Raw genomic sequence first — 21,454 nt, forward strand, 5'->3', positions numbered from 1 at the left:
ATGCTGACATTAATCTTTCTTTTTGTAGGAATCTTCTTATAATTTATTTTTAAAATGATGATTTTTCTTTTAAATCGTATTTTTGGAGCTTTTTTTGCTAAATATTTTTGTTTAGAACAAAAAAACAATCTAAATTTGTGTTCTGAATTTATAAACAGAAGATAAACACATGAAAAATAGATTACGTAGTGCACAGAGCACAGAAGGACGCCGTATGGCAGGAGCCCGTGCCCTGTGGGTGGCCAACGGCATGAAGCGCGAGCAGTTCGGAAAGCCCATTATTGCGATCGTTAACTCTTTTACGCAATTTGTTCCGGGCCACACGCACCTGCACGAGGTGGGACAGATGGTCAAGGCCGAGATCGAGAAACTGGGTTGTTATGCTGCCGAGTTCAATACCATTGCCATTGACGACGGTATTGCCATGGGACATGACGGTATGTTGTATTCCTTGCCGTCACGCGACCTGATTGCCGACAGTGTGGAATATATGGTCAATGCACACAAGGCCGATGCGATGATCTGTATTTCGAATTGCGATAAGATTACTCCGGGAATGCTGATGGCCAGCATGCGTCTGAATATTCCTACCGTATTTGTTTCCGGTGGCCCGATGGAGGCACATAAATACAACGGTGCCAATGCCGACCTGATTACCGCTATGGTGAAGGCGGCTGATGTAACTGTTAGCGACGAGGAAATCCAACAGATTGAGTCCTGCGCCTGCCCCGGTTGTGGAAGCTGTTCGGGAATGTTTACCGCTAACTCCATGAACTGTCTGACCGAGGCTATCGGTCTGTCATTGCCCGGCAACGGAACAATTCTGGCTACTCATACCAACCGCATCCAGCTCTTCAAGGATGCTGCCCGCCTGATTGTGGCCAATGCCTTGAAATATTATGAGGAGGGCGATGACAGCGTGTTGCCGCGCAGCATTGCTACCCGCCAGGCTTTCCTGAATGCCATGACCTTGGATATCGCTATGGGCGGTTCTTCCAACACCGTGCTTCACTTGCTGGCCGTAGCCAACGAGGCCGGAGTGGATTTCCAGATGAGCGATATTGACGCTTTGAGCCGCAAGGTTCCTTGCTTGTGCAAGTTGTCACCGAATACCGCTAAATATTCCATTCAGGAGTGTAACCGTGCCGGTGGTATCCTGAACATTCTGGCCGAACTGAACCGTGCGGGCCTGTTGGACACCAGCTGTCACCGGGTGAACGGAACAACTTTGGCCGAGGACATTGCCAAATACGATGTGACCGGTTCTACAGTAGATGCCGAGGCCATGCGTATCTATACCAGCGCGCCGGGAGGGGTGTTCAGTAACAAGATGGGCTCACAGAGTAAGGTGTACGATTCACTCGATACCGACCGTGCTGAAGGTTGTATCCGCGATGTGGCACATGCCTACAGTAAAGACGGTGGTCTGGCCGTGCTCTTCGGAAATATTGCACAGGGTGGTTGCGTTGTAAAGACCGCCGGTGTGGACGAAAGCATCTGGCATTTCTGTGGCCCGGCCAAAGTATTCGACTCTCAGGAAGATGCCTGCGAAGGAATCCTGAACGGAGCGGTGCAGAGCGGAGACGTGGTGGTCATCACTCACGAAGGACCGAAGGGAGGTCCCGGTATGCAGGAAATGCTTTATCCGACCTCTTACCTCAAGAGCCGTCATTTAGGAAAGGAATGCGCCCTGATTACCGACGGACGTTTCTCTGGCGGTACTTCCGGACTGAGTATCGGACATATTTCTCCTGAAGCCGCTTCTGGCGGTAACATCGGAAAGATTGTCGATGGTGACCTGATAGAGATTGATATTCCGAGCCGAAGCATCAACGTGAAGTTGAGTGACGAAGAACTGGCTGCCCGTCCGCAGCGTCCGATGACCCGCAAACGCGTGGTGCCGAAGTCACTCAAGGCCTATGCTTCGATGGTAAGCTCTGCTGATAAGGGAGGAGTAAGAATTATTAACGACTAGCCGATTAAGAAACATGGAAAAACAAAAGATAACTGGAGCAGAAGCGTTGATGCGCTCCTTGGAGCACGAGGGGGTAACCACCTTATTCGGTTATCCCGGCGGTGCCATCATGCCGGCATTCGACGCTTTGTACGATCATAAAGAAACATTGAATCACATTCTTGTGCGTCACGAGCAGGCGGCAGCCCATGCGGCACAGGGGTATGCCCGTGTGTCCGGTAAGGTGGGTGTGTGTCTGGTGACCAGCGGTCCCGGTGCTACCAATACGATTACCGGTATTGCCGATGCCATGATGGACAGCACTCCGATTGTAGTCATCTGTGGTCAGGTGGGTGCTTCTATGTTGGGAACCGATGCTTTTCAGGAATGTGACTTGGTAGGTGTCACCCAGCCAATCACCAAATGGGCCTATCAGATCCGTCGTCCGGAAGATGTAGCCTGGGCGGTGAGCCGTGCGTTTTATATTGCCCGTAGCGGTCGTCCCGGTCCGGTTGTGCTCGACTTTGCCAAGAACGCGCAGACCGAGTTGGTAGACTACGAACCGGAAACCATCGACTTTATCCGCAGTTATGTGCCGGTGCCGAAAATAGAAGATGAGGCCATTCAGGAAGCTGCCCGCATGATTAACGAAGCCAAGAAACCTTTGGTACTCGTGGGTCAGGGTGTTGAATTGGGCGGTGCACAGGAAGAAATCCGTGCTTTCCTCGAAAAAGCCGATATGCCTGCCGGTTGCACTTTGTTGGGACTCTCAGCTCTGCCTTCCGATCATCCGTTGAATAAGGGTATGCTCGGTATGCACGGTAGTCTGGCCACCAACCGCAAGACTCAGGAATGCGACCTGCTGATTGCGGTGGGTATGCGTTTCGATGACCGTATTACCGGAAAGCTCAGCACTTACGCCACTCAGGCCAAGAAAATTCATTTCGATATCGACCCGAGCGAAATCAACAAGAATGTAGTCGTTGATCTGGCAGTATTGGGTAATTGTAAGGAAACCTTGAGTGCCGTAACCGCCCTGTTGAAGGAGCAGAAGCACACCGAGTGGATCGAGAGCTTCAACGAACACTATGAAGAAGAGCGCGTCCGCGTGATTGAACCTGAGATTCATCCACAGGAAGGACCGATCAAGATGGGAGAAGTTGTGCGCAAGGTTACGGAAATGACCGATAACAAAGCCATTCTGGTGACCGACGTAGGCCAGAACCAGATGCTGGCAGCCCGTTACTTCAAGTTTACCGAAAAGCGGAGTATGGTAACTTCCGGCGGTATGGGAACTATGGGATTCGGACTTCCGGCAGCTGTAGGCGCTACCTTCGGAGCACCCGACCGTCTGGTATGCGCCTTTATGGGCGACGGCGGTATCCAGATGTCCATTCAGGAGTTCGGAACCATCATGGAACAGCAAGCTCCGGTGAAGATCATTCTGCTCAACAACAACTATCTGGGCAATGTGCGGCAGTGGCAGGAAATGTTCTTCCATCACCGCTATTCATTCACTCCGATGCTCAACCCCGATTATGAGAAGATTGCTTCGGCCTACAACATACCGTCTGAAACGGTTGTCGAGCGTGCCGATTTGGAGAAGGCCATCGACAAGATGATCCATACCGACGGACCATACCTGTTGCAGGTGGCTGTAATCGAAGAGGGAGAAGTACTGCCCATGTGTTGCCCCGGCAATGATGTGGACGATATGTTGTTAGAGATTAAATAAGGAGATTGAAACATGGAACAAGATAAGAAGTTTTACACCCTGATCGTTTTCTCTGAGAACTTTGCCGGTGTATTGAATCAGGTTACTGCCGTATTTACCCGTCGGCAGGTAAACATTGAGAGTCTGAATGTGTCGGCTTCCAGCATCAAGGGTGTGCATAAATATACCATTACCTGCTGGACAACCGAAGAGCAGATTGTGATCATCACCAAGCAGATCGAAAAGAAAATTGATGTGCTTCAGGCCAACTACTTTACCGACGATGAAATCTTCATTCAGGAAGTGGCTCTGTATAAGCTCGCCACTCCGGTAGTGCTTGACACACCTCAGGTTTCTGAAGAGGTGCGCCGTCACGGAGCACAGATTGTGGAGGTGAATCCAACCTATACCGTAGTGACCAAAAAAGGACGTACCGAAGATATTATGTCGCTCTATCATGCGTTGAACCAGTGGAACTGTGTGCTGCAATACGTACGTTCCGGTCGCATTGCCATCACCAAGAGCTGCATTGAATATCTGGACCGTTTCCTGGCCGAGCGTCGCGAGTCTTATGAGGCTCAGAAGAAACAACAAGCCAACGGATAAGTCATGGAGCACAGTAAGATAGGAACCTATCGGCTGGTAGCCGAGCCGTTTCATGTAGATTTCAGCGGTTCGCTCTTTTTGGGTGTACTGGGCAATCATCTGCTCAACTGCGCCGGTTTTCATGCCAAGGAGCGCGGTTTCGGTATGGCTTCTCTGAATGAAAGCAACTACACCTGGGTGCTTTCGCGCCTTGTGGTCGAGATGGAGCGTATGCCGAAGGAGTTCGAAGAGTTTACGGTAGACACCTGGATCGAGAATGTGTATCGCCTGTTTACCGACCGTAACTTTGCCGTGTGCGACGCTTCCGGTACCCCCATCGGTTATGCCCGTTCCATTTGGGCCATGATCAATATGGATACCCGTAAGCCTGCGGACCTGTTGCTGATGCACGACGGGCATATTGTGGACTATATCGAGAGCGAGAAGCCTTGTCCCATCGAGAAGTTCTCCCGCATCAAACTGAGCAATCCCGAGTGCGTGCGCACCTATCCGGTGGTGTATAGCGATATAGACGTGAACGGACATGTAAACAGTGTGAAATATGTGGAGCATGTGCTCGATCTGTTTCCGCTTGAGACCTATCGCACTCAGTATATCCGCCGCTTCGAAGTGGCCTATATCGCTGAGGGGCATGTGGGAGATACCTTGCTGTTTTACAAGGAATCCTGTGGTGACGGAGTGTACGATATCGAGATACGCCGAGCCCCTGTAGCCGATGGCAAGGAAGAGACATTATGTCGCTTTAGAATATATTTTAGTAATAAATAGTAGCTTTTTATTCGTTATATAAAATAAATTTGTATATTTGCTGGCGATTAGATTTTAAATAGAAAAAGAAATACCAGTAATAAACAACACAATAAAAAATTAGAAAAATGGCAGAATTGAATTTTGGCGGTGTTATCGAAACCGTGATGACCCGCGAAGAATTTCCATTGGAAAAAGCACGTGAGATTTTGAAAGACGAGACTATTGCTGTCTTGGGTTATGGTGTTCAGGGACCGGGTCAGGCTTGTAACCTGCGCGACAACGGTTTCAACGTCATCGTCGGACAGCGTCCGGGCAAGACTTACGACAAGGCAGTGGCTGACGGATGGGTTCCGGGCGAAACACTGTTCTCTATCGAAGAGGCTGCTCAGAAGGGTACTATCGTCTGCATGTTGCTGTCAGATGCCGCTCAGATTGCCGTATGGCCACAGATCAAGCAGTACCTGACTCCGGGCAAGGCTCTGTACTTCTCACACGGTTTTGGAATCACTTACAAGGAAAGAACAAATATTATCCCACCGGCAGATATCGACGTGATTATGGTTGCTCCTAAGGGTTCAGGTACTTCTTTGCGTACCATGTTCCTGGAAGGTCGTGGCTTGAACAGCTCTTATGCCGTATATCAGGATGCTACCGGCAGAGCTATGGACCGTACTTTGGCCTTCGGTATCGGTATCGGTTCCGGTTATCTGTTTGAAACAACCTTCAAGCGTGAGGTTTACTCTGACCTGACCGGTGAGCGTGGTTCCTTGATGGGTGCTATCCAGGGCTTGTTGCTGGCTCAGTACGAGGTGTTGCGTGAGAATGGTCACACACCATCTGAGGCTTTCAACGAAACCGTAGAAGAGCTGACTCAGTCTTTGATGCCTCTGTTCGCACAGAAGGGTATGGACTGGATGTATGCTAACTGTTCTACTACTGCACAGCGCGGTGCTTTGGACTGGATGGGTCCGTTCCACGATGCCATCAAGCCAGTGATGCAGAAGTTGTATGAGTCTGTAAAGAGCGGTAACGAGGCACAGATCTCTATTGACTCTAACTCACAGCCGGACTACCGTGTGAAGTTGGAGAAGGAGTTGCAGGCTTTGCACGACAGCGAAATGTGGCGCACTGCCGAGACTGTCCGCAAATTGCGTCCAGAGAATAACTAAAAAGTCAATTTTAAGTGAGTGGAGAAGCCTTTTTCCGCTATCACGAAAAACAAATATAAACGGGAGGTGTGCTTGGCATGCTTCCCGTTTTTTTTATTTCTCTTCTATCAGCCATTTCTCGATGCCACGGATGGCTCTGCTGAAGTTTAGGTCGATTTTAAAAAGCTTTCGGGGATCAGAAGCGAAGGGTAGGGCAAGGTCTGCACGACAAGGGCAATACGATTCATTTACTCCGTTCCTTTCATCTATAGCGAGAAAGGTGAATAAAATAATTAATATTTAATAATGTTAAATTGGGGGGGTAAAAATATTTTTTGTAATTTTAAAACGAGGCAATCGCTTGAGATGACCATGCTATTATGAAAACGCTTTCTGTTGCAAATGACTTAGTCATTTCCGAAGGATTGTGTCTTAAATGCCTTTTTAAGGCGATGTATCATTTTTGTAAAGCAACGAGTATGAAACGAATTATTTTCTATGTTCTGCTGACCTTCCTGTTTGTGAATGTGTCTGCTGCACAAAGTGTTGATGAACGTATTGGAAATGCGATGAACAGCGAGTCCTGGCATCAGTTGAGAAAGATTTACATGGAGGAGGGGACGCATATACAAAGTCCGTTTCTGAAAACATTGTCCCGTTTCTTTGTGGCCCATTTCTATAACGAGCCGGATTCAGCCCTGCACTATGGCGGCATCCTGTTGGAGAAGTATCAGGGAGATTTGGGCGGAGGTGTGGCCAATGTATTGTATCTGATGTCGGATGATGCTGCCCGTTTGGGATTGTGGAACGATGCCTATCAGATGATGCACGCCTACAATGCGGCTCTGGCGCAGGCACAGGTACCCGCAGAACCGCTGTTTGTGGCTACGGAGAACCAATATGCGGCTTTGCGTGATGCAGGCGGCTTTCAGGTCATCAAACCGGCAAAGGAGATTCGTATACCATTTAGTTATCTTTCCGGAAAACGCGAGAATCCGGGACTGATTTGTCTTTCCGCCCAGATTCATGGAGAAACGGTTCGGGTAAACTACGATACAGGTGCGGGAACTAACGTAATGTCGGAAGAGATGGCCCGCAAACTGAATCTGAAGCTGTATAATTTTGCCGGTACTCAGATTGGCGGTGTTTCCCAAGTAAACAGCAAGTTTGCCATCGTAGACTCCGTTTGCTTGGGTGAAATCGTTTATCGGAACGTGCCTTTCCAGATCATTGACTTTTCAACGGGAAATACCGAAGCCGATGTCCAGCTTAAGGAAATCGGTTTGCATTGTGTGCTGGGCACTCAGACCATGATGCCGCTCGGCGAAATCCAGTTTGATTTTGCGAACTGTAATCTTATCGTTCCCGAGAAGCTTTCCGCAAAGCCGTCTTATGCTCCCAATATTTACCGGTCTGCCGGAAATGCCTTCGTTTTGTCTTTGTATGACTGTAAGTCACAGACAAACATTGATGCCCATCTGGACAGTGGTGCTGCTTATCACGGCCTTACCTTTAAATATTTTGACCGTAACCGGGGTTTGTTTGAAGGTCTGGTTCCGACAGATTCCTTGCGTTATGCCGGAGCCGGCGGAGTGAGATCTGCCAAGATCGGTTATACAAACATGCATTATAAAATCGGCGACCGTACCGTTAAATCCGATTCTGTCAGAGTGGCTATGGAAGGCGACCTTCAGGGAGAAGAGTTTGATATGTTGTATGGATTGCCCGAGATGACAGCTTTTGATAAGATGATTCTCAATTTTAAGGATATGTGGCTCCGGATGGAGTAGGCGGGCAGCCTATTGGTGGACAAAGCCTAAGAACAACAGCGAATGGGAAAGTTGTGATGACGTATTTTCCGTTCGCTGTTGTTCGTTTTGTTTTGTCTTGTATGAGGATATATTTCTCGATAATGAGTAGTAACTTTCCGGAATATTCGCTAGGACTATTCGCAAAAAGCGACGATGGCCGAATAGTTATCGTGCGATTCGGTCTGGCAGATCCGGTCCATCTTTTCGATAATCTGCTCCGGAGTGTCATACTCCTGCATTAAGGCCTGAAGTGCTTCCGGAGTCATGCTTTTATAGACACCGTCGGAACAAAGCAGAATGCGGTCGCCCGATTTTACGGGAAACTGCATGATATCCGGATAGGCCTTTATCGGATCGTAAGAGAAGAAACAACGGTTTATCACCTCCCAACCGAAGCTGTCTTCCGTGTGGTCACGCGTTTGAAACAAGAGTCCGCTGTTTTCTCTGAAAAGGTAACATCTGCTGTCGCCTACGTGTACCACTGTGAACTGTTCCTGTTTGATGCTGGCCATGACTAAGGTGGTGCCCATTTCCAGATGATGCAATTCATTTGCCTTTGCATTCAGCTCTTTGAAAGCCGAGGCACAGGCATAGAGAATCTTTTCTTTGGAGTCTTCTTGCTTTTCCTGATCCATCCAGTAATTCATAAAGGCCGTGATCACAGTATTGCTGGCTATTTCTCCGCCCTTATGTCCGCCCAAACCATCGCAGACAATGCCGGTCCACCTTTCTTTTTCCGGTGCCTCAGACACCAGAACGGCATCTTCATTTTGCGGACGCTTTCCGGTCTTGCTGATTGTTGCGTATATGATCTTCATGTTCCTTAAAGTTTAGTTTTGGTTATTGTTTTATATTCAGAAAGAGGTCATCGCTTCTTGAAGTCTATCGCCTTTGGCGTTTCAGATAAATCAGATTTTCTCCTTTTTATTTCTCCTCGATTAACCACTTCTCGATACCGCGGATGGCGTTGCTGAAGTTCACGCCGATTTTAAAAAGTTTCCGGGAATCGGACGCAAAGGGTAGGGCATAATGCTTTTCGTTGATCTGGCGCAAGGCTTCTTCGGCAGTGCCTTCCAGCTTGAACTCCATCACATAAATATAGTCCGTGGTCTGCAAGACAAGGTCGATGCGACCTTCCGAAGTGTGGTATTCCGCCTGCGTGTAGAATCCTAAAAGTTTGAAGACAATGAAAAGCACATTCTGATAGTGACGTTCCAGATCACGTGCCAGCTCATACGGACAGTCGGCGAAGAAACTTTGCAGACGTTTCATAAAAGCATCAGTCAGACCGCCACGTACTTCCTGTACAAAACGACTCAGTTCGAATGCCGTGTTCCCGGAAGACAGATGCGCATAGTGCGGAAGCAGGAATTTGGTAAATCCTTCTTCCACCTCTTTATTCGGAAAGCCTAAAGTATAGTACCGGAATTCCCGATCAAAGTCTTTGATGGTGAGATACCCGCTCTGGTAAAGAATCGGCACGGGGTTCTCTTCCATGGAGTCCATTCCGTTGAGAGAATCCGCCATGGCCATTTCCTGCGTCAGGCGGTTCAGGTCATAACGACAGTGTTTCAACAGTTCCACCAGGAATGTCGGTGTACCCGTTTCAAACCAAAAGCTGCCGAACTGCCTTTGTGCAAAAGTATTGAGCAGACTGAACGGATTGTAAATATCTTCGCTTTTATCCGAAAAGTGATAGCCGTCATACCATTGTTTCAGTTCCCGTGAAGTTTCTTCCGGAGACGTTCCTTGGCTTTCACCCAATAATCTGATGTCTTCTTTAAAGTAATGGTGCAGCTCCTGTTCCGTGATTCCGCAGATGGAAGCGAAGCGTGAAGATAAGGAAATATTCATCAGATTGTTCAGATCGCTGAATACGCTGACCTTGCTGAATTTGGTGACACCGGTCAGCATGGCAAAGCGCAGATACTTGTCGCAACTCTTCAGAACCCCATAAAAGGCCTTCAGTGTGTTGCGGTATTCTGTTTGCAAGGGTTCGTTACCGATAGCCTGAAGCATGGGTTTGTCGTATTCGTCGATCAGGACAACGACTTGCTGGCCGCTTGTCCGGCTGACTTTCTCGATCAGATAGGCAAAACGTTCTTCAGGGGCACGGTCTTTCTTTTCATCGCCATAAATGGTTTCCCAACTTTCAAGATATTGATTCAGGATAGCCCTAAGTGCTTCTGCCGAATCATACTTTTGCGCGTTCAAATCCAGATGCAATACCGGATAAGTATTCCATTCCTGCTCCAACTGCTCGACTGCAAGTCCGTGAAACAGTTCTTTTTTGCCTTCAAAATAAGCCTGTATGGTAGATAGTAGCAGACTCTTTCCGAAGCGTCTCGGACGGCTCAGAAAGTAATATTTTCCACTCTGCACCAACTGATACATCAGCTCAGTCTTGTCCACATAACAGTAGCCCTCTTTGCGGAGGTCTTCAAAATTCTGTATGCCTACCGGATATTTTCGGATCATCATGCGTTCTGTTTTTTGTATCCTTGTTTATTTACAAAAATAGCGTTTTCTCTATGGATTCGCAAATTATCCATTGATTTGCTTCGTTTCTTTCATCTGAATCGTGAGAAGCATAGAAAATAATTTATATTTAATAATGTTAAATTGGGGGGGTAAAATGTTTTTTTGTAATTTAGAATCGAAAAATATAGCTCGTAATCAAGCTTTACTGTGATGAAAGTACTTAAAACCAAAATTTAAGACCATGAGAAAATATCTGCTTCTTTTCGCCTTGCTTCTTCTTTCGCCCTGTTTGGTGAATGCTCAGGGACTGTTTACCGTGAAAGCAAAGATTATTTCTTCTTTGGATTCACTGCCGGTATATTCCGGTGTCTGCAAAGTTTTTAATGCCCGTCAGGAAAAGATTCTGGAGATTCCGTGGAAGGAAGACGGACTGGTGTCGATGTATATTGGAAATCCCGGTAAGTATGTCTTTCAGTTTCAGGCAGACGGATATGTGGCAAAAGATTATGCGAAAACCATACTCCAGTCCACAGATTTGGGAACGATTGCCTTGAAAGACAATATGGTACGCCTGAAGGTAGTCACAGTGGAGGGGAAGGCACGCTTCCAGATTGTCAAAGGAGATACGACTATTTATAATCCAAAAGCCTTTGCCATGAAACCGGACGCAACCCTGAAAGACATGGTCCGGCAGATACCCGGAATGGAAATACGGGCGGGGGAACTGGTATGGCATGGAAAGACCATCGACCGTATTCTGGTAAACGGACAGGACTTTTTTGGAAAAGACAAGTCCATTGCTTTGGAAAACCTTACGTATGACGCTATTGACAAGGTAAAGGTTTATGACAAGCAAAGTGAGTTTACGGAAAAGACTGGTATTGAAGACGGAGATAAGAAGACCGTGATGGACGTGGCACTGAAGGATAGTCATAAGGCCCGTTTCATCGGAAATCTGCGGGCCGGGGGCGGTACGGAGGAACAATATCGCTTGGGCGGTTTCGTGACTCGCTTCACAGACCGTCTGCGTACTTCCGCATTGGCGGAAACGTCCTCACAAATGCCTACCATGATTGATATGGGTAGTGGCAGACTGTTGGGAAGTGGCACGCAGACCGGCAGGAATCATAACCAGCAGTATGCCGGCGAAGTGGTGTGGAACAACGGAAAGCCCAACAATAAGGCAGGAGCTCTGAATCTGAACACACACGTGAAATATGCCGTGTATGACAAGTACAACGAGTCGCTTCGTTCCGAAGAACTGTTTGTTCCCCAAACGGATGCCGTGTTTCATTTGTCGCAGCTCAAGGAGTCGGAAGTATGGAAGGAACTGAATGCCAAAGTCAATCTGAAATGGCAGATGACCGATAAGGTTTATGGCAGTATGAATCTGGTCTTCAATAATGTCTGGCGTGACTTGGAAAGCCGCAAGCGTATGGCTGCTTTTAGAAGTACCCCCTATGGTGGAGGCGCCGATGTTTTGGACGAATTATGGCAGGAAAACCCCGAAATGATGGAACTGGCCATTCACCGGAACCGGCAGAGCAGTGATGCTTCAACGGATCAGAACCAGATGCAGTTCGACGCGACGATCATCCATAATCTGAAGCCGGGCCGCAGAAGCCTTACCTGGTATGGCGGTTTCCAGCGGGGTGTGAAGGATTACAGTCAGTACACCCTGTCGGACATTGTCTATTACGATGCCCGAAGTACAGAGGTGAACCGCCAGTATATTCCTCAGGATGAGTTTCGCACCTGGCTCAATGGTACCGTGCGCTACACGGAAACATTGAGCAAGAACCTGTCGCTGATTGCCGGATACAGTTATCTGCATACGTATGACAAGAGCGACCGTCCTCTGTTCCAGTTGGATTCTTTGGGCGGAGATTGGGTCGGAGCCGACCGTCCTTTGTGGAGCCTGCCCGAAGGAGATCTGTTGCAGACGGCGTTGAACCTGCGGAACAGTGTCTATTCCAAAAGGTACCAGCAGAATCATGCCGTGGAGTTTAAACTCAGTTATCGGGGAGCGAAGTGGACCGCTGTGGCCGGCCTTGTGCTCCGTCCGGAACAGACCCGGCTGGAATATCAGCGCGACCGGATTGATACTTCTATCGTGCGGAATCTGTTTTATCCGGCACCGACCCTTTATTTGAAAAGAGTGATCGGAAACAAGTTCGTGCTTGATGCCAATTACAGTGCGGTGGAGAAATATCCTGATCTGGTCAACATGCTGGATTATGTGGATGATACGGACCCGTTGAATGTCAGTCGCGGTAATCCGAACCTGAAGCCTTCGTGGACGCATAACGGCTCGGTGAACTTCCGCTACTATAATTCGGCCAATGAGCTCTCCATTTCAAACAATCTCCGTCTGACGGCGTCTGATCAGGGCATGAGCAGTCTGCTGACTTATAATCCCGAAACGGGAGTCCGTACGATTACGCCTCAGAACGTAGACGGAAACTATTCTTTGAATTACAGTGGTAATGCCAATATTCGTCTGGACGAGAAGGGATGGTTCCACCTTTCACCGTATTGGTCGGTAGGCCATCAGAAATATCATAATTTCATTCAGTTGGATGCGGACCGGTCGGTAGAGAGCGCCACTTCTGTGCTACGTGGTGGAGTGTCTGCGCAGGTGGCTTATCAGAAAGGAAACACGCGCTTTACCTTGTATGGAGGCTGGAACGGTGAGGATCTGCAAAACAATATGGACGCAGACTTCAAGGAGTTTCATTACACCGGAAATTTGGGCTCTGTGCAGATGTTTGAATTGCCATGGGCCATCCGTGTCTATTCTGATCTGGACTTGTCTTGGAATCATGGTTATGCCCATGCTCCCATGAATAAGATGGAGTATGTGTGGAATGTGCAGCTCAGCCGTTCCTTCCTGAAGAAGAACAGTCTGACGCTGACTCTGGCCGGTTATGACCTGTTGCGCGGAAAGCAGAACAATTGGTATCAGGTATCCGATTACTCAACGGTCTACAGCCGTTATATGTATGTCAATTCTTATTTTATGCTTGAGGCAAAATATATTTTCTAGATTTTACTTGGATTGTTTTTATCATTAAAATAGTAAACAGATGAGAAGATTCACTTTTAGCTTGATTTTATGTGGTATGCTAAGTACTGCTACATATGCCCAGCAACCTTTGGGGGGATTCATGTATGGTGAGGTACAGCATCCTGAGGGTACTGAATGGGAGGCCCCCGAGAAACTTTCTTTGAATAAAGAACAGCCCCGTGCTTATTTTTTCTCTTTTGCCGATGTAGAGAGTGCAAAACGAGTACAGCCTGAAGCCAGTTCTTATTGGCAAAGCCTGAATGGAACATGGAAGTTTCATTGGGCACCTAATCCTGATGAACGGCCGAAAACTTTCTTTGACGTACAGTTTGAGGATGCCGCATGGGATGACATTACCGTTCCTTCCTGCTGGAATGTTGTGGGAATACAAAAGGATGGATCCTTAAAATACGGTGTGCCTATTTATTGTAACCAGCCCGTAATCTTTAAGCACACAAAAGTTGTCGGTGACTGGAAGGGTGGTGTTATGCGTGAACCGAACAAGGACTGGACTACCTATAAATACCGTAATGAGGTTGGCTCATATCGCAGAACATTCCGCATACCGGAAACATGGAAAGACCGTGAAGTCTATATAAATTTCGATGGCGTAAATTCATTCTTCTATTTATGGATTAACGGAAAATATGTAGGATTTTCAAAGAACTCGCGAAATACGGCCTCATTTAATATCAGTGATTATCTGGTCAAAGGGGACAATGTTGTGGCTGTAGAGGTTTACCGTAATTCGGACGGCTCCTTCCTTGAAGCTCAGGATATGTACCGTTTGCCAGGTATATTCCGTGATACTTACCTGACTTCAACCGCAAAACTCGAGATACGTGACATGAAGATTGATACAGACCTGACAGCTGAGGGGGCAACCGTTTCGGTAAATGCCATGATGCGCAACCTTGGAAAGAAGGCTGCAAAAGATTTTACCTTGACATATAGTGTCTTCGAGAACAAGCTGTATTCAGACGAAATCGTGGGTAAGGCAGGTAATCCTGTTGTTTCCGAGAAGTTCACATTGGATAAGGATGGAAGTCAGAAGATAACCACAAGACTTACGATTAATAATGCCAAACTTTGGTCTGCGGAGAAACCTAACCGTTATACATTAGTGGCAGAACTGAAAGACAGGAAAGGAAAGACAGTTGATGTCGTTTCTTCTTATTTCGGCATCTGCAAGGTTGAGATACGTGATACAGAAGCAAAAGATGACGAATTTGGCCTGAAAGGACGTTACTTTTATGTGAACAACAAGCCTGTGAAACTGAAAGGTGTAAACCGTCAGGAAATAAATCCGAACAGTGGTAACAGCATCACTCATGAGCAGATGGAGGAGGAGATCATGATTATGAAGCGCGGTAACATTAACCATGTCCGTAACTCACATTATTCATGCGATCCTTACTGGTACTACCTGTGTGACAAATACGGCATCTATCTGGAGGACGAGGCGAATTTGGAAAGTCACGAATATTATTATGGAAAAGAATCTCTTTCGCATGTCCCTGAATTCAAAGATGCTCATGTGGCCCGTGTCATGGAACTGGTACATGCTCATGTGAACCATCCTTCCATTGTCATCTGGTCACTGGGTAATGAAGCCGGTCCGGGCAAGAACTTCGTGGCCGCTTATGATGCCATCAAAGCTTATGATACCAGTCGACCGGTACAGTATGAACGCAATAATGATATTGTAGATATGGGATCAAACCAATATCCTCCTATACCTTGGACACGTGAGGCCGTGAAGGGTACGTTCAATATCAAATATCCGTTCCACATATCCGAGTATGCCCACTCTATGGGTAATGCCGGAGGAAACCTTGAAGATTACTGGGAGGCTATTGAATCTACCAACTTCTTCTGTGGAGGAGCCATCTGGGACTGGGTGGATCAGTCTCTTTATAATTATGACAAGTCAACAGGAGAGAAATATCTGGCTTATGGTGGTGATTTCGGAGAAAAGCCTAATGACGGCATGTTCTGTATGAACGGTATCCTTTTCCCCGGCCATAAACCTAAACCGGAATATTTTGAGGTCAAAAAAGTCTATCAGAATGTAGGCGTAAAGGCAGTCGACATCAGGAAAGGACAGATTGAGGTGTTCAACAAAAATTATTTTGAACCGATGACTGACTATGAGATGGTATGGTCTTTATGGAAAGACGGGGAAAAGGTTCAGGAGAGCAAGAATTTCAAAGGACATCGCAACATCGTTGGTCCTCGTGAAAAAGTCCACTATACGATACCGTTTGATCTCAACAGTCTTGCTTCGGACAGCGAATACTTCATTAAAATACAGTTCTTGTTGGCTAAAGACATGCCATGGGCAAAGAAAGGATATGTACAGATGGAAGAACAGCTGCCGCTGAAACAGGCTGATACATTTGCCGGCATTGCAAGTGTCGCAGAAGGAGAAGATATCATCTTAAATGAATCCAATGAGACATATACAGTAAAAGGCAACGGCTTTACAGTAGTCTTTGACAATAAGACAGGAACGATCAACCATCTGAAATATGGTACGAAAACAATATTTACAGAAAACAACGGTCCTAAACTTGATGCATTCCGAGCACAGACCGACAATGACAACTGGGCATACAGACAATGGTTTGCCAAAGGTCTGAACAATTTGCATCATAAAGTTCTGAACAAGTCGGTATATACCCGTAAGGATGGAGCAGTAGTAATAGCTTATACTGTAGAGTCTCAGTCTCCTTGTGGATATAATATTAAGGATTTGGGTATAAGCTCAGGTAAATATGAGATTACCAAGTCTAAAGACTTCGGTCCGGATGATTTCAAATTTACAACCAACCAGATATGGACCGTTTATAAAGACGGCTCCATAGAGTTACAGGCTAATATCATATCAAATGAGCCTAATCTGGATCTTCCACGTCTGGGATATGTCATGAAGACGCCTAAGGATCTTTCCAATTATACTTATTATGGACGCGGCCCTCAGAACAATTATAATGACCGTATGAACGGAGCGTTCGTCGAACTATATCATAGTACAGTCCAGGAGCAGTTCGTAGATTTCCCTAAACCGCAGTCTATGGGTAATCGCGAAGGCGTCCGCTGGTGTGCTTTGACAGATCAGACTGGTCAGGGTGTACAGTTCGTATCTACATCTTCTCCGTTCTCTGCTTCTGCTCTGCCATGGTCGGCCATGCAGATGGTAGAAGCTCCGCATCCGTACCAGCTTCCCGAATCTGATGGTAATTATCTGCATATAGACCTTAAGATGATGGGGCTTGGTGGCAGCAGTTGTGGTCAGGACGCTCCTTTGCCTGAAGACCGTGTCAAGGCTGGAAATCATATGATGGGCTTTATCATTCGTCCGGCAAACGGTAATCTTACTCAAAGGGCGAAGATCTCTGCTGTCGGAGATATGCCGTTGGGCATATCACGTGACCGTACCGGTATGTTGAACATTACTTCTGCCAGAAAGGATGCCACTATATGTTATAGCATAAACGGATCTAAAAAAACTTTGGTCTATGCTAAACCTTTCAGCTTGCGTGACGGCGGGCTGGTGAAGGCCTGGTACAAAGATAATGAGCAACTGATGGCTACATCTGAATTTGATCGGATTGAAAACATTCCGGTAGAAGTCATTTATGCCAGCAGTGCAGAACAGGGTGAAGGTGATGCCAATCATCTTGTTGATGGAGATGCGAATACATATTGGCATACAGTATATTCTGTTACTGTGGCAAAATATCCGCATTGGATAGACTTTGACTGTACAGAAGAAAAGACTATAAAAGGTTTTGTCTACTTGCCACGACAGGATAGCAGTAATGGAAACATTAAGGATTTCCAGATTCAGGTAAGTAATGACGGAAAGAACTGGGGTGAAATTATCGTCAAAGGTTCATTTGAGAACAACCGTAAAGAGAAGCGTATCCTTTTCAATGAGCCGGTTAAAGCCCGTTATGTTCGTTTTACAGCTTTAAGTTCACAGAATGGAGATGATTTTGCAACTGGAGCGGAAATCAAGATTCTGAACTAAGCAAACATGATATTTCAGGAGTGAATAAAAACTTTGATACAAAAAACTCTCTATATTAGGAACTGAATTCTTACATATAAGATCCTAATATGGAGAGTTTTTTCATGAGTTGGATGAAATACTTTTTGTTGATCTGGCTCTTTTTATTTTTCCTCGATTAACCACTTCTCGATGCCACGGGTGGCATTGCTGAAATTCACGCCGATTTTAAAAAGTTTTCGGGAATCAGACGCAAAGGGTACGGAAGACAGATGCGCATAGTGCGGAAGCAGGAATTTGGTAAATCCTTCTTCCACCTCTTTATTCGGAAAGCCTAAAGTATAGTACCGGAATTCCCGATCAAAGTCTTTGATGGTGAGATACCCGCTCTGGTAAAGAATCGGCACGGGGTTCTCTTCCATGGAGTCCATTCCGTTGAGAGAATCTGCCATGGCCATTTCCTGCGTCAGGCGGTTCAGGTCATAGCGACAGTGTTTCAGCAGTTCCACCAGGAATGTCGGTGTTCCTGTCTCGAACCAATAGCTGCCGAATTGCCTTTGTGCAAAAGTATTGAGCAGACTGAACGGATTGTAAATGTCTTCGCTTTTATCCGAAAAATGATAGCCGTCATACCATTGTTTCAGTTCCCGTGAAGTGTCTTCCGGAGACATTCCTTGGCTTTCACCCAGTAATCTGATGTCCTCTTTAAAGTAATGGTGCAGCTCCTGTTCCGTAATTCCGCACATGGAAGCGAAGCGTGAGGATAAGGAAATATCCATCAGATTGTTCAGATCGCTGAATACACTGATCTTGCTGAATTTGGTGACACCGGTCAGCATGGCAAAGCGCAGATACTTGTCGCAACTCTTCAGAACCCCATAAAAGGCCTTCAGTGTGTTGCGGTATTCTGTTTGCAAGGGTTCGTTACCGATAGCCTGAAGCATGGGTTTGTCGTATTCGTCGATCAGGACAACGACTTGCTGGCCGCATTTTTCGGCGGCACGCTGAATCACTCCCTGAAAGCGCAGGGAATGGGTCGTTTCGCTGGGGCGTGTTTCATATTGACTTTCCCAGTTGCACAAAGTATCGTTGAGCATGCTGTACAGGCTTTCCGGCGTGTCATACTTTTGCGGGTTCAAGTCCAGTATCCTTGTTTATTTACAAAAATAGCGTTTTCTCTATGGATTCGCAAATTATCCATTGATTTGCTTCGTTTCTTTCATCTGAATCATGAAAAGCTAAGAAAATTCTTTCGCCCAGTTTGGTGAATGCTCAGGGACTGTTTACCGTGAAAACGAAGATCATTTCTTCTTTGGATTCACTGCCGGTATTGCCCATGCTCCCATGAATAAGATGGAGTATGTGTGGAATGTGCAGTTCAGCCGTTCCTTCCTGAAGAAGAACAGTCTGACACTGACTCTAACCGGTTATGACCTGTTGCGCGGAAAGCAGAACAATTGGTACCAGGTATCCGATTACTCAACGGTCTACAGCCGTTATATGTATGTCAATTCTTATTTCATGCTTGAGGCAAAATATATTTTCTAAATCCTTTTTTCAGATCATCGAAATGAACGGCAAATTTCATTTCGATGATTTTTTAATTTCATCAGGACGAAAAAATCAGGCCTTTTCATCACGAATCAGATTAAAGTGAGGGTATAAAAAAAGTGCACCGCCGAGCGATGCACTTTTTTTATGGAATATTGTGTGAGACAAATTCGTGAATTAATAGAACAGATATCTGTGATCCATCACTTCTGCCTTGTTATACAGGTCCATGATGAACTGACCCATGCCACGCATGTTCTTGCTGTTCAGCATATTCTCTTCGTTCTTCACGTCCATCTTCTCCTGACCTTTGGTCTTGTTCAGCACCTGGAAGGCATATACACCAGCCATACCCTTGATGCCACTCTTGAACTGACCCTTGGTAGCCTTGTCGGCTGCACCGTTGATGGCAGGCTCGTTGTTACCGGTTGCGCTTACGAACACCGGAGAGTTGAAGGTTACATGTTTTACAGTGTCTACCACTGCACCAGCCATCTGCTTGGCGTCGTTCACGCTCTTCCAAGAAGCCATCTTGTCCGCAATCTGCTTAGCCTTCTTGTCGTTGATCACTTCGCGGGTCAGAATGTCCTTCACGCTTTCCATTGAACGGTATCCGGCAGGATTTACAGCTGTAAGAGCAACAACCAACATGTTGTCATTGTTGCCGCACTCATACATCTTGGAAACGCTGTTTACGTCGGTATCCTCGTTGAACAACCATCTCAGAGCCTCGCTGGTGTTGCTGATACCGGCAACATTGTGCTGGTTGCTGAGCATGTCCTTCTGAGTCATCAGCTGATAACCGGCCTTGGCTGCGTTGGCTTCCATCTCTTCGAGAGTTGGGTTGGCTGCCAGGAACTGGCTGAAGTCGTTGTAAGCCTTAGAGTAAGTCTCGTTGCTGAAGGTTACCGGGCATTTTACGATAGCTACATCGAATTTGTTCTGCATGCTGCGACGGTCTGTTACCTGCAGGATTACGTTGGCCTGAGAAATCTTCAGGTTCTGCAGTTCGTTGACTGCACCGTTGGTTACGGCCTTGATATATTTCAAGTCTTCCGGACCCATAGTTGCGCCTTCGTAGTTTCTTGAAGTGATCCAAACCTTTTCGCCGGTCTGGCCATACTTCTTGGCGATAGAATCAAACGGAGTTCCGTTGTTCAGGGCTGTCATGATGCTGTCGGCAGTCTTGGCATTGGTAGCCTCGTCGGCTCCGACAATCTGAATCTGGCGATACTGGATTGAATCCGGTGCAGAAACGCGGTTCATCAGTTTCACAACATTGAAAGTCTGGTCACCCGGGTTGTAGTATGGGCCGAGCACCTTGTTCAGAGTCATGGTGTCGAGCTGTACGGCTACGTCACCTGGAAGAGCAGCCTTGCTTACAGGAATTTCAGAGTAGTTTACCAGAGATCCGCTCTCGCGTACGATCTTGCTGATGTTACCGCCCTCGGCCAGCTGCTTGCTTACCTCGGTCATTTCCTTCTTCAGCTCGGCCTTGTCCTTTTCGCTGGCTCTAACCTTAACGCTGATATATTTGAAGTCGCGGCTTTCGCTGAACTGCTTGAAGTTCTCCTTCATTTCCTCATACTTGGCTTTCAGGTCGGCATCCTCTACCTTGACGGTGCTGTCGGAGATGGTGGTGAAAGGAACTGAAGCCAGCAGCAACTCGCTTTCATTAACGTGGCCTTCGAAATTCATCTTGGCGGCTACCGGGTTGCTGATTACTGAGTGAGCCAGCAGAGACTGGTACTTGTTGACAAGTGCTTCCTGCTTGATGCTCTTTTCGATGAACTGCCACATTTTGAACATGCTTTCGTAGTACTGGATGTACTCAGCCGGCATCTGTGACGGGTTCTTCTTCATATTGTCATAGTCTGTGAGGAATTTCTTCAGCATGTTTACGTCGAATGCACCGGTCTTCTCGTTGCGGAACGGAGTCTGCATCAGATACTGGCTGCGTCCGTTGTTGATGATTTCCTGCAATTCGGCGTCGGTCACGGTCAGACCCAGCTTCTCGGCCTCATGCTCGATGAGCTTGTTCTGAACGAATGTGTTCCACACCTGGTCTCTGATCTGAGTCATTTCTGCTCCGTCCAGAGAGTTGACTCCACGGGTTAACTTAACTACTTCAGAGTACTCGTCTACCAGGCTTTGGAAATCCTGATAGGACAGCGACTCTCCGTAAATTTCACCTACTCTCTGTTTGCTTTCTGCTGAGGCAGACTGCATAGAGCGGAAGAATTCTTCGGCGATGAATGCAAACAACGCCAATCCCACAACGATCATAAGAAGTGGGCCTTTGCTTCTGATTTTTTGTAAAGTTGCCATTGGTTTAATTATGAATTTTTGTTATTTAT

General features: G+C 46.8%; 13 protein-coding genes. 9 read left to right on the forward strand and 4 right to left on the reverse strand.

Annotated features, from left to right (window positions below):
* The first annotated feature begins 169 nt into the window (after positions 1-169).
* The 6 genes from ilvD (at position 170) to DXA74_RS06590 (ending at position 7,962) form a co-directional block, all read left to right on the forward strand.
* Positions 170-1,975 (forward strand): dihydroxy-acid dehydratase, encoded by a 1,806-nt coding sequence (gene ilvD, locus DXA74_RS06565; RefSeq protein ID WP_118525975.1) that lies wholly within the window; start codon positions 170-172, stop codon positions 1,973-1,975.
* Between the two features lie 13 nt (positions 1,976-1,988).
* Positions 1,989-3,689, forward strand: coding sequence for a biosynthetic-type acetolactate synthase large subunit (ilvB, locus tag DXA74_RS06570; RefSeq protein ID WP_118525976.1), 1,701 nt, complete (start codon positions 1,989-1,991; stop codon positions 3,687-3,689).
* A gap of 12 nt (positions 3,690-3,701) precedes the next feature.
* Positions 3,702-4,274: an acetolactate synthase small subunit gene (gene ilvN, locus DXA74_RS06575; RefSeq protein WP_118525977.1), complete on the forward strand. Its 573-nt coding sequence runs from the start codon at positions 3,702-3,704 to the stop codon at positions 4,272-4,274.
* Positions 4,275-4,277: 3 nt separating this feature from the next.
* The gene (locus tag DXA74_RS06580) at positions 4,278-5,042 is read left to right on the forward strand and encodes an acyl-[acyl-carrier-protein] thioesterase (protein ID WP_118525978.1); all 765 of its coding nucleotides are present in this window, start codon (positions 4,278-4,280) and stop codon (positions 5,040-5,042) included.
* A 107-nt stretch (positions 5,043-5,149) separates the two neighbouring features.
* Positions 5,150-6,193: a ketol-acid reductoisomerase gene (ilvC, locus tag DXA74_RS06585; protein WP_118525979.1), complete on the forward strand. Its 1,044-nt coding sequence runs from the start codon at positions 5,150-5,152 to the stop codon at positions 6,191-6,193.
* A gap of 458 nt (positions 6,194-6,651) precedes the next feature.
* The gene (locus DXA74_RS06590; protein WP_158576029.1) at positions 6,652-7,962 is read left to right on the forward strand and encodes a retropepsin-like aspartic protease; all 1,311 of its coding nucleotides are present in this window, start codon (positions 6,652-6,654) and stop codon (positions 7,960-7,962) included.
* Positions 7,963-8,117: 155 nt separating this feature from the next.
* On the opposite strand, the gene DXA74_RS06595 is transcribed toward DXA74_RS06590, so the two are convergent.
* Positions 8,118-8,801, reverse strand: coding sequence for a PP2C family serine/threonine-protein phosphatase (locus DXA74_RS06595; RefSeq protein WP_118525981.1), 684 nt, complete (start codon positions 8,799-8,801; stop codon positions 8,118-8,120).
* Between the two features lie 106 nt (positions 8,802-8,907).
* On the reverse strand, positions 8,908-10,461 hold the full coding sequence (locus tag DXA74_RS06600) for an ATP-binding protein (RefSeq protein WP_118526094.1): 1,554 nt from the start codon (positions 10,459-10,461) through the stop codon (positions 8,908-8,910).
* Positions 10,462-10,705: 244 nt separating this feature from the next.
* Between DXA74_RS06600 and DXA74_RS06605 the strand changes: the two genes are divergently transcribed.
* Positions 10,706-13,510, forward strand: coding sequence for an outer membrane beta-barrel protein (locus tag DXA74_RS06605; RefSeq protein WP_118525982.1), 2,805 nt, complete (start codon positions 10,706-10,708; stop codon positions 13,508-13,510).
* A gap of 40 nt (positions 13,511-13,550) precedes the next feature.
* Positions 13,551-17,567 (forward strand): glycoside hydrolase family 2 TIM barrel-domain containing protein, encoded by a 4,017-nt coding sequence (locus DXA74_RS06610; protein WP_118525983.1) that lies wholly within the window; start codon positions 13,551-13,553, stop codon positions 17,565-17,567.
* 143 nt (positions 17,568-17,710) lie between these two features.
* On the opposite strand, the gene DXA74_RS06615 is transcribed toward DXA74_RS06610, so the two are convergent.
* On the reverse strand, positions 17,711-18,643 hold the full coding sequence (locus tag DXA74_RS06615) for an AAA family ATPase (protein ID WP_233550477.1): 933 nt from the start codon (positions 18,641-18,643) through the stop codon (positions 17,711-17,713).
* 247 nt (positions 18,644-18,890) lie between these two features.
* Here DXA74_RS06615 and DXA74_RS06620 point away from each other — a divergent pair, with 247 nt between their 5' ends.
* The gene (locus tag DXA74_RS06620; protein ID WP_147401045.1) at positions 18,891-19,094 is read left to right on the forward strand and encodes a hypothetical protein; all 204 of its coding nucleotides are present in this window, start codon (positions 18,891-18,893) and stop codon (positions 19,092-19,094) included.
* A 180-nt stretch (positions 19,095-19,274) separates the two neighbouring features.
* On the opposite strand, the gene DXA74_RS06625 is transcribed toward DXA74_RS06620, so the two are convergent.
* A complete protein-coding gene (locus DXA74_RS06625) occupies positions 19,275-21,425 on the reverse strand; it encodes a peptidylprolyl isomerase (RefSeq protein ID WP_118525986.1) in 2,151 nt (716 codons plus the stop codon).
* Between the last annotated feature and the right edge of the window lie 29 nt (positions 21,426-21,454).

The sequence above is a fragment of the Bacteroides sp. OF04-15BH genome (assembly GCF_003477995.1).
In the GTDB taxonomy this organism is placed as follows: domain Bacteria; phylum Bacteroidota; class Bacteroidia; order Bacteroidales; family Bacteroidaceae; genus Paraprevotella.

Coding starts and splice junctions, on each gene's coding strand:
- DXA74_RS06605 (WP_118525982.1), top strand. CDS start 10,706: ATGAGAAAATATCTGCTTCTTTTCGCCTTGCTTCTTCTTTCGCCCTGT.
- ilvD (WP_118525975.1), top strand. CDS start 170: ATGAAAAATAGATTACGTAGTGCACAGAGCACAGAAGGACGCCGTATG.
- DXA74_RS06580 (WP_118525978.1), top strand. CDS start 4,278: ATGGAGCACAGTAAGATAGGAACCTATCGGCTGGTAGCCGAGCCGTTT.
- DXA74_RS06600 (WP_118526094.1), bottom strand. CDS start 10,461: ATGATCCGAAAATATCCGGTAGGCATACAGAATTTTGAAGACCTCCGC.
- ilvC (WP_118525979.1), top strand. CDS start 5,150: ATGGCAGAATTGAATTTTGGCGGTGTTATCGAAACCGTGATGACCCGC.
- DXA74_RS06595 (WP_118525981.1), bottom strand. CDS start 8,801: ATGAAGATCATATACGCAACAATCAGCAAGACCGGAAAGCGTCCGCAA.
- ilvB (WP_118525976.1), top strand. CDS start 1,989: ATGGAAAAACAAAAGATAACTGGAGCAGAAGCGTTGATGCGCTCCTTG.
- DXA74_RS06615 (WP_233550477.1), bottom strand. CDS start 18,643: ATGCTCAACGATACTTTGTGCAACTGGGAAAGTCAATATGAAACACGC.
- DXA74_RS06610 (WP_118525983.1), top strand. CDS start 13,551: ATGAGAAGATTCACTTTTAGCTTGATTTTATGTGGTATGCTAAGTACT.
- ilvN (WP_118525977.1), top strand. CDS start 3,702: ATGGAACAAGATAAGAAGTTTTACACCCTGATCGTTTTCTCTGAGAAC.
- DXA74_RS06625 (WP_118525986.1), bottom strand. CDS start 21,425: ATGGCAACTTTACAAAAAATCAGAAGCAAAGGCCCACTTCTTATGATC.
- DXA74_RS06590 (WP_158576029.1), top strand. CDS start 6,652: ATGAAACGAATTATTTTCTATGTTCTGCTGACCTTCCTGTTTGTGAAT.
- DXA74_RS06620 (WP_147401045.1), top strand. CDS start 18,891: ATGAATAAGATGGAGTATGTGTGGAATGTGCAGTTCAGCCGTTCCTTC.